Source organism: Streptomyces sp. NPDC038135 (assembly GCF_055601245.1).
On record NZ_JBVJXS010000001.1, the window covers coordinates 207059 to 220083 of the forward strand.

The window sequence follows — 13025 nt, forward strand, 5'->3', positions numbered from 1 at the left end:
GGGGGTCCGGGGGCCCATGGCCCGAGGATTAGCACGTTCGGGTGACAGGGCCGGCCGGAGGGCGCGGGGTCAGGACTCCTGCGGTGTCACCGGCGCGGCGGGCGCCTTGGTGACGTCGTGCTCGGGGACGGTCTGCCCGGAGCGGATCAGGTCGATCCGCCCCATGACCTTGGCGCGCAGGTCGGCGGGCACGTCGTCATGGCCGCAGCACCGCTTGACGAGCTTCTTCACGGCCTGCTCCAGGCCGTACTTCTCGAGGCACGGCGAGCATTCCTCGAAGTGGTGCTGGAACTTGTCGCGGTCGACGTCCGGCATCTCGCTGTCGAGGAACTCGTAGAGGTGGTCGAGGACCTCACTGCAGTCCGTCTCGTGCGGCTCTCCGCAGCTCATGAGCCCGAGCCTTTCGCTTCGTTCGACTCTCCGGCGCCCGCCGGGACCAGTCCGCGCTCGCGGGCGTAGTCCTCCAGCATGCCGCGCAGTTGACGGCGGCCCCGGTGCAGCCGGGACATCACCGTACCGATGGGTGTCCCCATGATGTCCGCGATCTCCTTGTACGCAAAGCCCTCTACGTCCGCGAGGTAGACGGCGATGCGGAACTCCTCGGGGATCGCCTGCAGCGCTTCCTTCACGTCCGAGTCGGGCAGGTGGTCGAGCGCCTGCGACTCGGCGGAGCGCAGACCCGTCGACATGTGCGACTCGGCGCGGGCGAGCTGCCAGTCCTCGATCTCCTCGGCCGCGCTGCGCTGGGGTTCGCGCTGCTTCTTGCGGTACGAGTTGATGAAGGTGTTGGTCAGGATCCGGTACAGCCACGCCTTGAGGTTGGTGCCCTCGCGGAACTGGTGGAAGGACCCGTACGCCTTGGCGTAGGTCTCCTGCACCAGGTCCTCGGCGTCGGCCGGGTTGCGCGTCATGCGCAGGGCGGCCGAGTACATCTGGTCGAGGAACTCGAGCGCGTCCCGCTCGAAGCGCGCGCTGCGCTGCGCGGTCGACTCGGAGCCGGTCTCCGGGTCCGCGCTCGTGCCCCGGCCCTCGGGCTGCTCCGCCTGGCCGTTGTCGGTCCCTGCGTCGGTACCGGTGACCGGACCCACCTCCTCAAGTTCCCGGACGGGACCGAGACCGGTCCCACCTGTTTCGGAGGATAGAACACGACCCGTACCCGCCGCCGCTCGAATAGGAGCGGTCCTGGCCGCGTGCAGCACCGTCCAGTCCAGGTCAGCGCGACGCTCACGGCTCGGGCAGATGGTCGAACCCATGCGGCGGACTTCCTCTCCTACGACGTCGGTGCCGGTTCCCCAGCACTTTCTGTTCGCCTCAACAGCGCCCCGCCGCCGGGCATTCCCGGGTCATCCGAGTGAGCCGGCCCACCCCGCGACGCCGTCGGTGATGATCTCCAGGGCCCGCTCCTGGGTGATCCCGGCGCGCTTGGGGACGGCGAACCCGTGATCGCCGCCGGGCACCTCGATCAGCCGGAAATCCCCCTCGGGGAACTCGCCCGGCCTGCCGAAGGGGTCGTTGCCGCCCTGCACGACCAGGGTGGGCGCCCCGGCGCCGAGCAGTTCCGCGGCGCGGGACTTCTCCGGTCGGCCCGGCGGGTGCAGCGGGAAGCTCAGCGCGAGCACGGCGTGCGCGCCCAGCTCGGCGGCGGTGCGGCAGGCGACCCGGGCGCCGGCGCTGCGGCCGCCGGCGACGACGGGCAGTCCTGGCTCCGCCAGCGCGGGCCACAGACCGCGCCAGCCGGTGTCCAGGGTCTTCGGCGCGGGCGCGAGCTTCTTGCCCGCCACCCGCCAGGGCTGCTCGACGAGGGCCACGGTCACCCCGTGCCCGGGGAGCACCCGGGCGAGCGCCTGGAGGTCGCGGGCCTCGACGCCGCCTCCGGCGCCGTGGCTCAGCGCGAGCACGAGCCAGGCCCCGCCGGCCCGGTGCCAGGTGATCCGGGCCTCGCCGGCGTCCGTCGGGACGGTCTGTGTGGTCATGGTGGTCACGTCAGAAGAGTGTGCCGACTTCCGGGCCTTCCAGCTCCTTCAGCAGCTCCGGGCCGCCGTTGCGGACGTTGCTGACGGCGGTGGAGACCGGGTAGGCGCGCATCAGGCCGTGCGGGGGCGGGGCGAGCAGCTCGCGCAGGCCGTCCGGGTCGGTGCGCGCGGGGTCCAGCCAGGCGTCCCAGCGGTCCGGGGTGAGCATGAGCGGCATCCGGGGGTGGATGTCGGCGAGGGAGTGCGGTCCCTCGGCGGGGGCCACGGCCAGCGGGGTCCGCTCCGCCTCCGTGGTGATCACCGAGCAGGTGACCCACCAGGCGGACGGGTGGTCGTCGGGCAGGGTCCGGTCGCGCCAGAACTCGTACAGGCCGGCCATCGCGAAGACCGAGCCGTCGGCGGGCAGCACGAAGTACGGCTGCTTGCGCGGCCGCTTCTTCCTGCCCTCGGTCTCCAGCTCGCGCTCCTGGGCGCCGGTGACCCACTCGTAGTAGCCGTCGGCGGGCAGGATGCAGCGCCGGGCGGCGAAGGCGCGGCGGTAGGAGGGCTTCTCGTGCACGGTCTCGGCGCGCGCGTTGATCATCCGGGCGCCGCCCTCGGGCGTCTTGGACCAGGAGGGCACCAGGCCCCACTTCAGCCTGCGCAGCTGCCGAACCGGACGCGGGTCCTCGGCGTCTTTCAACGGGCGGTCCAGGACGGCGTAGACCTCCTTGGTCGGAGCCACGTTGTAGTCCGGCTCGAGGGTCTCCTCCGGCTCCCACTTCTCGACCTCGAAGATTCCGGCGAGATCCTCGGGCCCACGACTGGATGCATACCGTCCGCACATACGTGCCACACTGCCAGACTCCGTACGAGGACAGGAGCTGCTCGGTCACATGGAAAGCCTCACCGCCGGCCTCTGGGACCGGCTCACCGGCACCCAGCCCGACCCCGACCTGTGGGTGGTGCTGGCCACCGGGGTCGCCGCGCTGGCCGTCGTCGTACCGCACACCCTGTGGCGCATAGCCCGCAACGCCATCACGATCGCGCACGAGGGCGGGCACGGTCTGGTCGCGCTGCTCACCGGGCGGCAGCTCACCGGCATCCGCCTGCACTCCGACACCAGCGGCCTCACGGTCAGCCGGGGCAAGCCGTACGGGCTGGGCATGATCCTCACCGCGGCGGCGGGGTACACGGCGCCCTCGCTGCTGGGCCTGGGCGGCGCCGCGCTGCTGGCCACCGGCCGGATCACCCTGCTGCTGTGGGCGGCCACCGCCCTGCTGCTCGTCATGCTGGTGATGATCCGCAACGCTTACGGGGTACTGACCGTGGTGCTGGCCGGCGGCGCCTTCCTGCTGGTGTCGTGGCTCACGGGGCCGCAGGTGCAGGCGGCGTTCGCGTACGCGGTGGTGTGGTTCCTGCTGCTCGGCGGGGTACGGCCGCCGTTCGAGCTGCAGGCCAAGCGCATGCGGGGAGGCGCGGGCGACTCCGACGCCGACCAGCTTTCCCGGCTGACGCACGTGCCGGCGGGGCTGTGGCTGTTCCTGTTCCACGCGGTGTCCCTGTGCTCCCTGATCGGCGGGGGCCGCTGGCTGCTGGAAGGTTGATGCCGGGCCCTCCTTATAAAGTGGCCCCATGGCCCCGAACACCGCGCACCCCGCCCTCTGGCCCGCCCCGCACGCGAGCGGAGCCGTCGACGCGACGGTCCACGTGCCCGGGTCCAAGTCGGTGACCAACCGAGCCCTCGTGCTGGCCGCCCTCGCCTCCGAGCCCGGCTGGCTGCGCCGCCCGCTGCGCTCCCGCGACACCCTGCTGATGGCCGGCGCCCTGCGGGCCATGGGCGTGGAGATCGAGGAGACCGTGTCGTCCAGCTCCTCGGTCGCCGGCGGCCCGGACGGCTCCGGCGAGGCCTGGCGCGTGCTGCCGACCGGCCTGCAGGGTCCGGCCACGGTCGACGTCGGCAACGCCGGCACGGTGATGCGCTTCCTGCCGCCGGTGGCCGCGCTGGCCGACGGCCCGATCCGGTTCGACGGGGACCCGCGGTCGTACGAGCGCCCCCTCCACGGCGTGATCGACGCGCTGCGGGTGCTCGGCGCCCGGATCGACGACGACGGCCGGGGCGCGCTGCCGCTGACCGTGCACGGCGCGGGTGCGCTGGACGGCGGTCAGGTGTCGATCGACGCCTCCTCGTCCTCCCAGTTCGTCTCGGCGCTGCTGCTGTCCGCCCCGCGCTTCAACCAGGGCGTCGAGGTCCGGCACACCGGGGCCTCCCTGCCCTCCCTGCCGCACATCCGGATGACCGTGGACATGCTGCGCGCGGTCGGCGCCCAGGTGGACACCCCGGAGTCGGGCGGCGAGCCGAACGTGTGGCGGGTGACGCCTGGCGCGCTGCTCGGCCGGGACCTGACGATCGAGCCGGACCTGTCCAACGCGCAACCGTTCCTCGCGGCCGCCCTGGTCACCGGCGGCAAGGTGCTGATCCCGGACTGGCCGGAGCGGACCACCCAGCCTGGTGACCGGCTGCGGGAGATCTTCACCGAGATGGGCGGCTCCTGCGAGCTGACCGAGTTCGGTCTGGTCCTCACCGGCTCGGGCGCCGTGCACGGCATCGACGTCGACCTGAGCGACGTCGGCGAGCTGACCCCGGGCATCGCCGCGGTCGCCGCGCTCGCCGACTCCCCCTCCACCCTGCGGGGCGTGGCCCATCTGCGGCTGCACGAGACGGACCGGCTGGCCGCGCTCACCAAGGAGATCAACGAACTGGGCGGCGACGTGACCGAGACCGCCGACGGCCTGCACATCCGTCCGCGCCCGCTGCACGGCGGGGTGTTCCACACCTACGAGGACCACCGCATGGCCACCGCCGGCGCGGTCATCGGCCTGGCGGTCGAGGGCGTGCGGATCGAGAACGTGGCGACGACGGCGAAGACCCTGCCGGACTTCCCCGAGCTGTGGACCGGGATGCTGGGGAACTGACGGGCGGACTGGGATCATGCGCCGCTACGGCAAGCACACCGACGAGGACGACATCCGCAGCCGTCCCAACCGCAAGGGCAACCGGCCGCGTACCAACATCCGGCCCAAGCACGAGGACGCGGCCGAGGGCATGGTCCTCACGGTCGACCGGGGCCGGCTGACCTGCCTGGTCGGGGACCGGACCGTGACGGCGATGAAGGCCAGGGAGCTGGGCCGCAAGGCGGCCGTCGTGGGCGACCGGGTGGCCCTGGTCGGGGATCTGTCCGGCAAGAAGGACACCCTCGCGCGGATCGTGCGCATCGAGGAGCGCACGTCGGTGCTGCGCCGCACCGCGGACGACGACGACCCCTACGAGCGGGTGGTCGTCGCCAACGCCGACCAGCTGGCGATCGTCACGGCCCTCGCCGACCCCGAGCCGCGCCCGCGTCTGATCGACCGCTGCCTGGTGGCGGCGTACGACGGCGGCCTCGAGCCGCTGCTGGTGATGACGAAGTCCGACCTCGCCCCGCCGGACAAGCTGCTGGAGCTGTACGGCGCGCTGGACATCCCGTACGTCGTCACCAGCCGGGAGGAACTGGAGAACGACGCCGCCGCCGACCGGGTGCGCGCGTTCCTGGACGGGCGGATCACCGCGTTCGTGGGCCACTCCGGCGTGGGCAAGACGACCCTGGTCAACGCGCTCGTCCCGGCGGACCTCCGGCGTACGACCGGCCATGTCAACGCGGTGACGGGCCGCGGCCGCCACACCACCACCTCCGCGCTCGCGCTGCCCCTCACCGGGGCGGCCGACTGGGTCATCGACACCCCGGGCGTGCGCTCCTTCGGCCTGGCGCACATCGATCCCTCCCGGGTGATCCACGCCTTCCCGGACCTGGAGCCGGGCACCGAGGGCTGCCCGCGCGCGTGCAGCCACGACGAGCCGGACTGCGCGCTGGACGCGTACGTCGAGGAGGGCCACGCCGACCCGGCGCGGCTGTACTCGCTGCGCCGGCTGCTGGCCACGCGGGACCGCAGGGAGGGCGACTGAACTCCGCGGGGTTTGCCGGGGGTCGCGTTCGGTAAGTGCATAATCGCACCGAGCCGGAGATCCGGACCTACGGGAGGACCGCACATGGCGTGGCTGCTGGTCATAGTGGCCGGGATTCTGGAGACCGGTTTCGCCGTGTGCCTCAAGCTCTCGCACGGGTTCACCCGGCTGTGGCCGACGATCGCCTTCGCGTCCTTCGCCCTGGGCAGCTTCGGCCTGCTGACCCTGTCCCTGAAGAAGCTCGACGTCGGCCCCGCGTACGCCGTGTGGACCGGGATCGGCGCGGCGGGCACCGCGATCTACGGCATGGTCTTCCTCGGCGACCTGGTGTCGACGCTGAAGATCGTCTCGATCTCCTTCGTCATCGTCGGCGTGATCGGCCTGCAGCTCTCGGGCTCGGCGCACTAGGTCGTGTCCGCAAAGTCGCGTCGTTCGCCCGCAGGGCGGGCGTCGCGGCGTCCGGTGCGTGCTCTGGGGGTCCCCCCGGCCGAAGGCTGGGGGAGTGCCGGCCGGATGCCCTCGTACTGGGTGTACTCGGGCTTTCGGCCGGTGCGGCGAGAGTGCGTGCCGGGCGTCGTGACGCAGACGCGACTTTGCGGACACGGCCTAGCCGCCGCCCGCGCCCGGCGTCGGCTCAGCGCTCACACCAGGTGCCGGACCAGGACGCCGCGCACCAGTTCCGCCACGCCGTCCTCCCCCGGTGGCGCCGCGACGCAGGACAGGGCGAGGCGCACGGCCAGTTCGCAGGAGCGGGTCAGATCGGCGGTGTCCTCCGTGGCCGCGGCGGGGCCGGCCAGCGCGGTCACCGCCCGGTCCCGCACCAGCCGTACGAGGTCGCCGGGCGAGGGCAGCGGGCCGTCCGCCCGGCGCTGCGCCGGCACGGCGGAGGAGGACCGCACCGCGGCCGGGGCCGGCGCCGGCAGGCGCTCGCTCCAGCACCCGGTGAGCATGGCCCGCACCAGCGCGCTGTCCCGGGCCGCCGCCGCCGTCCACTCCGCGGTGGCGGCGAGCCGGTCACGCGGGTCGGTGTGCGCGGCGAGGGCCCGTTCCACCCCGGCGAGATAGCCGTCGGCCGCCCGCCGCACCAGCGCCCTGGCCAGCCCCTCCTTGCTGCCGAACTCGTTGTACAGCGTCTGCCGGGACACCCCGGCCGCCGCGGCCACGTCGACCATCCGCACCGCGGACCACGGCCGGCGCGCGAGCGCCGTGGCGGCGGCGTCCAGTAGGGATTCCCGGGCCGCAGGCATCATCGCCTCCCTGGGGCGGACAACTCTGCGCCCAGATTTGACGCGCTCCCAGGCGCTGTCAAGGGTGCGCGGGCCACCGTCGCGCCCCGCCCGGCCCCAGCCCCTTGTGGCCCCGCGGTGTCCGGGGCAGATACGGTCGAGGCATGCCGGACTACCTCGACGACCTCCGCCTCGCCCACGTACTCGCGGACGCGGCCGACGCCACCACCATGGACCGTTTCAAGGCGCTCGACCTGAAGGTGGAGACCAAGCCGGACATGACTCCGGTGAGCGAGGCGGACAAGGCGGCGGAGGAACTGATCCGCGGTCACCTCAAGCGGGCCCGGCCACGGGACGCGGTGCTCGGGGAGGAGTACGGCGTCGAGGGCACGGGGCCCCGCCGCTGGGTGATCGACCCGATCGACGGCACGAAGAACTACGTCCGGGGCGTGCCGGTCTGGGCCACCCTCATCTCGCTCATGGAGGCGGGCGAGGGCGGCTACCACCCGGTCGTCGGCCTCGTCTCCGCTCCCGCCCTCGGCCGCCGCTGGTGGGCCGCGAAGGACCACGGCGCCTTCACCGGCCGCAGTCTGACCTCCGCGTCCCGCATCCACGTCTCCCAGGTCGGCGAGCTGGCGGACGCGTCGTTCGCGTACTCCTCGCTCTCCGGCTGGGAGGAGCAGGGCCGCCTGGACGGCTTCCTCGACCTGACCCGCGAGGTGTGGCGCACGCGCGCGTACGGCGACTTCTGGCCATACATGATGGTCGCGGAGGGCTCCGTCGACATCTGCGCCGAGCCGGAGCTGTCCCTGTGGGACATGGCGGCCAACGCGATCATCGTCACCGAGGCCGGCGGCGCCTTCACCGGGCTCGACGGCCGTCCGGGCCCGCACAGCGGCAACGCGGCGGCCTCCAACGGACTGCTGCACGACGTCCTGCTGGAGCACCTCGACCGGCGCCGCTGAGCACCCGGCGAGTTCCGCGCGCGCCCTCAACTGGCCGCGCGCGCCCTCTTGTTGACCCGCTCTTTACCGGGCACTCTGAGGTCGACCCCCACTTGTGAACTTGTGAATCCGTGCACAACGTCATGGATTCCTAGGAGGTGGCCTCATCCCATGCTCGTCCGAGACGCCATGAGCACGGTGGTCCTCACCGTCGGACCCGCCCACACCCTCCGTCAGGCAGCCGCCCTGATGTCCGCCCGCCACGTCGGCGCCGCCGTGGTCCACGACCCCGACGCCGGTGGCGTCGGCATCCTCACCGAACGCGACATCCTCAACTCCGTCGGCCTCGGCCAGAACCCCGACACGGAACGCACCCACGCCCACACCACCACCGACGTCGTCTTCGCCACCCCGACCTGGACCCTCCAGGAGGCGGCCCGGGCCATGACCCGCGGCGGTTTCCGGCACCTGGTGGTCCTCGACCGCGGCGAGCCCGTCGGCATCGTGTCGGTCCGCGACATCATCCGCTGCTGGGCCCCGGCCCGGGAGCCCGCACCGGCGCTCTGAGCACACACGGGCGGGCCGGACCCCCGAGGGGATCCGGCCCGCCCGGCCGCTCTCGGGCCGACCCGGGCGGATCAGCCGCGCAGTGCCCGCACGGCCGACTCCAGCCGCTTGCCGAAGTCGGCGTCGGCGGTGCGGAAGTTGCCGATCGCGCGCTCGGCGATGTCCTCGCGCGAGACCTGGGAGATCGCCCCGGCCAGGTTGCCGACCAGGCGCTCCTTCTCCTCCTCCGACATCAGCCGGTAGAGGTTGCCCGCCTGCACGAAGTCGTCGTCCTCGGCGTGCAGCGGCGTCGGGTGGTCGCCGGTGCCGGCCGTGAAGCCGTCGAACGGCTGCCACAGCGGCCGGCCGGTCTGCCGCGGACCCCCGAAGCTGTTCGGCTCGTAGTTCTTCGCACCACCGTGCCGGCCGTCGTAGAGGTAGCCGTCCCGGGAGTTGGTGCGCGCCCCGGCGGCGTGCGGGCGGTTGACCGGCAGGTGGTCGGCGTTGATGCCGACGCGGTAGCGGTGCGCGTCGCCGTACGCGAACAGGCGGCCCTGGAGCATCTTGTCGGGCGAGGGGCCGATGCCCGGCACGAAGTGCGCGGGCGAGAAGACCGACTGCTCGACCTCGGCGAAGACGTTGCGCGGGTTGCGGTTCAGCTCCAGCCTGCCGATCTCCATGACCGGGTAGTCGGCGTGCGGCCACACCTTGGTCAGGTCGAACGGGTTGAAGCGGTACGTGGCGGCGTCCGCCGCCGGCATGATCTGCACGCCCACGGTCCAGCTCGGGAAGTCGCCGCGCTCGATCGACTCGCGCAGGTCGCGCTGGTGGGAGTCGGGGTCCCTGCCCGCGAGGATCTCCGCCTCGGCGGCGGTGAGGTTCTTGATCCCCTGGTCGGTCTTGAAGTGGTACTTGACCCAGAAGACCTCTCCGGCCTCGTTGTTCCACTGGTAGGTGTGCGAGCCGAAGCCGTCCATGTGCCGGTACGACGCCGGGATGCCGCGGTCGCCGAACAGCCAGGTGACCTGGTGGGTGCTCTCCGGGCTCAGGCTCCAGAAGTCCCAGACGTTGTCCGCCTCCTGCGAGCCCGTGTACGGGTCGCGCTTCTGGGTGTGGATGAAGTCCGGGAACTTGATCGCGTCGCGGATGAAGAACACCGGGGTGTTGTTGCCGACGAGGTCGTAGTTGCCCTCCTCGGTGTAGAACTTCAGCGAGAAGCCGCGGGGGTCCCGGACCGCGTCGGCCGCGCCCAGGTTGCCGGCCACGGTGGAGAAGCGCAGGAAGGTCTCGGTCTCCTTGCCGACCCCGGAGAGGAAGGCGGCGCGCGTGTACGGGGTGACGTCGGCGGTCACCGTGAAGGTGCCGTACGCCCCCGCGCCCCGGGCGTGCACGACGCGCTCCGGGATGCGCTCGCGGTTGAAGTGGGCCAGCTTCTCCAGGAGCAGCTGGTCCTGCACGAGCACCGGGCCGCCGACGCCCGCCGTCTCGCTGTTCTGGTTGTCGGCCACCGGTGCACCGGCCTCCGTGGTGAGCGGTCCCTGCGACACGTGCGCCTCCTGCGTCATTACCGACCAGTCCTGTCCATTGGTCAAAGTCAGCTTTGATCCTACATTGGACATTGTCCAAGTCAAACGCCGTTCCAAAGTCACACCTGTTCGGGATCTGGTCCTCTTGCTGTTACGCTGCTTCCATGAGCGACCTACTGGAACGGCTGCGCGGACGCGGATGGCGGATGACCGCACAGCGACGCGTGGTGGCCGAGGTTCTCGACGGCGAGCACGTCCACATGACGGCCGACGAGGTCCATGCGCGGGCCGTCACGAAGCTGCCGGAGATCTCCCGGGCGACCGTCTACAACACGCTGGGCGAGCTGGTGACCCTCGGTGAGGTGATCGAGGTCACGACGGACAAGCGCGCCAAGCGCTACGACCCGAACGCACACCGGCCGCACCACCACCTGGTCTGCGCCCGCTGCGGCGCGATCCGCGACGTGCACCCCACGGGCAACCCGCTGGCGGATCTCCCCGACACCGAGCGCTTCGGCTTCACGGTGTCGGACGTCGAGGTGACGTACCGCGGACTGTGCCCGAGCTGCGCGGGCGCGTGAGACAGGGCGTGTGACGCCGGACGTACGAGGAGAGGGGCCGCGGCCCCTCTCCTTTTTCGCGCGCTCACTCCCGGGGAAGCGGAAATGACCGAGGGCCGGAATCCGTTTCCGGATTCCGGCCCTCGGCCTTCAGTAGCGGGGACAGGATTTGAACCTGCGACCTCTGGGTTATGAGCCCAGCGAGCTACCGAGCTGCTCCACCCCGCGTCGGTGAACACGACACTACGGGAGGGAAGCCCACGGAGGCAAATCCATTACCGGCTAGTGGGCCGGGTCACGCCGAGAGCTCTTCCCGCAGGGCGTCCCGCAGCCGGCCCGCCCGCTCGGACACCTCCGCCGGACCCAGCGCCACCGCCCGGTCGGCCCACTTCTGCCCCTCCGCCAGCTCGCCGCGACGCGCGTAGACCAGGGCCAGGCGGAGCGCCGCCCGACCGTGCCCGGCGTCGGCCGCCCGGGTCCACCACACCGCCGCCTCGGGCTCGCTGCCCTCGCGGGCCAGCAGCAGGCCGAGGTTGAACGCCCCGTTGCGCGATCCGGCCTCGGCCGCCGCCCGGTACCAGCGCGCGGCCTCGACCACGTCGCCCCGGGCCGCGGCGAGCATGCCCACCCGCACCTGGGCCCGGCGGTGCCCCTGGGAGGCCGCCCGCTCGTACCACTCCTCGCACTCGGTCTTCTCGTGCACGATCTCGCCCAGCTCGTGCGCCGGCTCCGGGGGCCGGCGCGCGTCCAGCAGGGTCGCGAGCCGGTACGCCGCCTCCGGATTGCCGCCGCCCGCCGCGCAGCGCAGGTGCCGCTCGGCCCCCTGCTCGTCGCCCTCGCGCAGCCGGGCGATCCCGACCTGCAGGGCGGCCTCGGTGTGCCCGGCGGCGGCCGCGCGCTCGTACCAGCGCAGCGCGATCGCGGCGTCCTCCTCGGTGCCCCGTCCGGCGTGCAGGATGCCCAGGTTGAACGCGGCGTCCACGCTGCCCGCCTCGGCCGCCTTGGAGAACCAGGGCTCGGCGCCGGACGGGTCGTCGCCCTGGAGCAGCAGGATGGCCAGCGCGTTCGCCGCCTCCCGGTGCCCGGCGTACGCCGCGCGCCGGTACCACTGCTCGGCCTGCGCGATGCGGCCCTGCTCGGCGCAGAGCAGCCCGAGGTTGTAGGCGCCGTTGTCGTCCCCGGCGTCCAGCGCGGCCCGGTACCAGCGCTCGGCGGTCTGGGTCTCGCCGCGCTCGGCGTGCAGGGCGCCCAGCGCGTTGGCCGCGTTGCCGTCGCCGTCCTGGGCGGCCCTGAGCCACCACACGGCGGCGCTCTCGGTGTCCCCGGCGTCGCGCAGCAGGAACCCCAGCGCGCAGGCGGCCCGGGCCTCCCCGTCCTTGGCGGAGGTCAGGTACCAGCGCCCGGCCTCCTTCAGGTCCCCCCGCTTCTCCAGGATCGCGCCGAGGTGCAGCGCGGCCCGCCGGTGGCCGCGCGCGGCGGCCTGCCGGTACCACTGCTCGGTCTCCTTGACAGCGTTGTCGGACCCGGCCTCGTCCGCCGCGCCGGCCTTCTTGTCGAGCGCGCGCGCCAGCCGGTAGGCGGCCTCCCGGTGCCCGCGCTCGGCGGCGGCCCGCATCCAGTCCCCGGCCTCGGCGTCCCCGCGGTGCTCCAGCAGGTCGGCGAGGGCGTAGGCGCCCAGTGCGTGGCCCTGCTCGGCGGACTGGCGCAGCCAGTACTCGGCGGCGGGCTCGTCCCCGCGCTCCCGGTGGTGGCGGCCCAGCGCGTGCGCGGCGGCGGCGGAGCCGGCCACGGCGGCGATCCGCCACCAGCCGGCGGCCTCCTCGGCGTAGCCGCGCTGGTGCAGCAGGACACCCAGGTTGTTGGCGGCGGCGCGGTCGCCGGCCGCGGTGGCCGCGCGCAGGTGGGGCTCGGCCCCGTCGAAGTCTCCACTGCGCAGCAGCATGGCGCCGAGGACGCTCATCGCCTCGGTGTCGCCGGTCCGCGCGGCGAGCCGGAGGCGTGCGTCCTCGGCGACGTCCCCCGTGTCGCCCATTTCGTCCCGGGTCGGCCCCTCACCCGGAGACTGCACAAATCGCCCTGTCCTGAACAGAGTTGCCTTGTCCCCCATAACGTCCATCGTCGCACCACCTGCAACCTTGGTACACCCGGTATACCGCAGCCCGTGAGGTCACTTCAGCGTTTTGTCGACATGCCCACAGAGAGATAAGTCAAACACAGACAGCCCAACTCCCCACGGCGGCGCGGCCGTCCCGTTCGATCTGTACATGA

Annotated in this window: 14 protein-coding genes and 1 tRNA gene; 7 read left to right on the forward strand and 8 right to left on the reverse strand. The window is 72.7% G+C overall.

Annotated features, from left to right (window positions below; all coding sequences use genetic code 11):
• Positions 1 to 69: 69 nt before the first annotated feature.
• From rsrA to ACZ7JA_RS00980, 4 genes are all read right to left on the reverse strand, one after another.
• Entirely contained in the window at positions 70 to 390 is a 321-nt protein-coding gene (gene rsrA, locus ACZ7JA_RS00965) for a mycothiol system anti-sigma-R factor (protein ID WP_351662607.1), read from the reverse strand.
• A complete protein-coding gene (sigR, locus tag ACZ7JA_RS00970; RefSeq protein WP_351662604.1) occupies positions 387 to 1088 on the reverse strand; it encodes an RNA polymerase sigma factor SigR in 702 nt (233 codons plus the stop codon). Before sigR ends, rsrA begins: the two co-directional genes overlap by 4 nt.
• 255 nt (positions 1089 to 1343) lie before the next feature.
• Positions 1344 to 1973 (reverse strand): alpha/beta hydrolase family protein, encoded by a 630-nt coding sequence (locus tag ACZ7JA_RS00975; protein WP_470806721.1) that lies wholly within the window; start codon positions 1971 to 1973, stop codon positions 1344 to 1346.
• 10 nt (positions 1974 to 1983) lie between these two features.
• Positions 1984 to 2799 (reverse strand): SOS response-associated peptidase, encoded by an 816-nt coding sequence (locus ACZ7JA_RS00980; protein WP_351662602.1) that lies wholly within the window; start codon positions 2797 to 2799, stop codon positions 1984 to 1986.
• 49 nt (positions 2800 to 2848) lie between these two features.
• Here ACZ7JA_RS00980 and ACZ7JA_RS00985 point away from each other — a divergent pair, with 49 nt between their 5' ends.
• From ACZ7JA_RS00985 to ACZ7JA_RS01000, 4 genes are all read left to right on the forward strand, one after another.
• Entirely contained in the window at positions 2849 to 3559 is a 711-nt protein-coding gene (locus tag ACZ7JA_RS00985; RefSeq protein ID WP_351662600.1) for a M50 family metallopeptidase, read from the forward strand.
• 28 nt (positions 3560 to 3587) lie between these two features.
• On the forward strand, positions 3588 to 4928 hold the full coding sequence (aroA, locus tag ACZ7JA_RS00990; RefSeq protein WP_351662598.1) for a 3-phosphoshikimate 1-carboxyvinyltransferase: 1341 nt from the start codon (positions 3588 to 3590) through the stop codon (positions 4926 to 4928).
• 16 nt (positions 4929 to 4944) lie between these two features.
• Positions 4945 to 5955 (forward strand): ribosome small subunit-dependent GTPase A, encoded by a 1011-nt coding sequence (gene rsgA, locus ACZ7JA_RS00995; RefSeq protein WP_351662596.1) that lies wholly within the window; start codon positions 4945 to 4947, stop codon positions 5953 to 5955.
• Between the two features lie 84 nt (positions 5956 to 6039).
• Positions 6040 to 6363 (forward strand): DMT family transporter, encoded by a 324-nt coding sequence (locus tag ACZ7JA_RS01000; RefSeq protein WP_073889359.1) that lies wholly within the window; start codon positions 6040 to 6042, stop codon positions 6361 to 6363.
• Between the two features lie 233 nt (positions 6364 to 6596).
• Here ACZ7JA_RS01000 and ACZ7JA_RS01005 read toward each other — a convergent pair whose 3' ends face one another.
• Entirely contained in the window at positions 6597 to 7205 is a 609-nt protein-coding gene (locus ACZ7JA_RS01005; RefSeq protein WP_351662593.1) for a TetR/AcrR family transcriptional regulator, read from the reverse strand.
• 140 nt (positions 7206 to 7345) lie between these two features.
• Between ACZ7JA_RS01005 and hisN the strand changes: the two genes are divergently transcribed.
• Positions 7346 to 8146, forward strand: coding sequence for a histidinol-phosphatase (hisN, locus tag ACZ7JA_RS01010; RefSeq protein WP_389304104.1), 801 nt, complete (start codon positions 7346 to 7348; stop codon positions 8144 to 8146).
• 150 nt (positions 8147 to 8296) lie between these two features.
• Entirely contained in the window at positions 8297 to 8692 is a 396-nt protein-coding gene (locus ACZ7JA_RS01015) for a CBS domain-containing protein (protein WP_351662590.1), read from the forward strand.
• Between the two features lie 71 nt (positions 8693 to 8763).
• Here ACZ7JA_RS01015 and ACZ7JA_RS01020 read toward each other — a convergent pair whose 3' ends face one another.
• Positions 8764 to 10218, reverse strand: a complete 1455-nt coding sequence (locus ACZ7JA_RS01020; protein WP_470806726.1) for a catalase — start codon at positions 10216 to 10218, stop codon at positions 8764 to 8766.
• Between the two features lie 143 nt (positions 10219 to 10361).
• Between ACZ7JA_RS01020 and ACZ7JA_RS01025 the strand changes: the two genes are divergently transcribed.
• The gene (locus ACZ7JA_RS01025) at positions 10362 to 10778 is read left to right on the forward strand and encodes a Fur family transcriptional regulator (protein ID WP_351662585.1); all 417 of its coding nucleotides are present in this window, start codon (positions 10362 to 10364) and stop codon (positions 10776 to 10778) included.
• A gap of 133 nt (positions 10779 to 10911) precedes the next feature.
• Here ACZ7JA_RS01025 and ACZ7JA_RS01030 read toward each other — a convergent pair.
• Together ACZ7JA_RS01030 and ACZ7JA_RS01035 are read right to left on the reverse strand one after the other, a co-directional pair.
• Positions 10912 to 10985: transfer RNA gene (locus tag ACZ7JA_RS01030), tRNA-Met, on the reverse strand.
• A gap of 67 nt (positions 10986 to 11052) precedes the next feature.
• A complete protein-coding gene (locus ACZ7JA_RS01035) occupies positions 11053 to 12873 on the reverse strand; it encodes a tetratricopeptide repeat protein (RefSeq protein ID WP_470806729.1) in 1821 nt (606 codons plus the stop codon).
• Between the last annotated feature and the right edge of the window lie 152 nt (positions 12874 to 13025).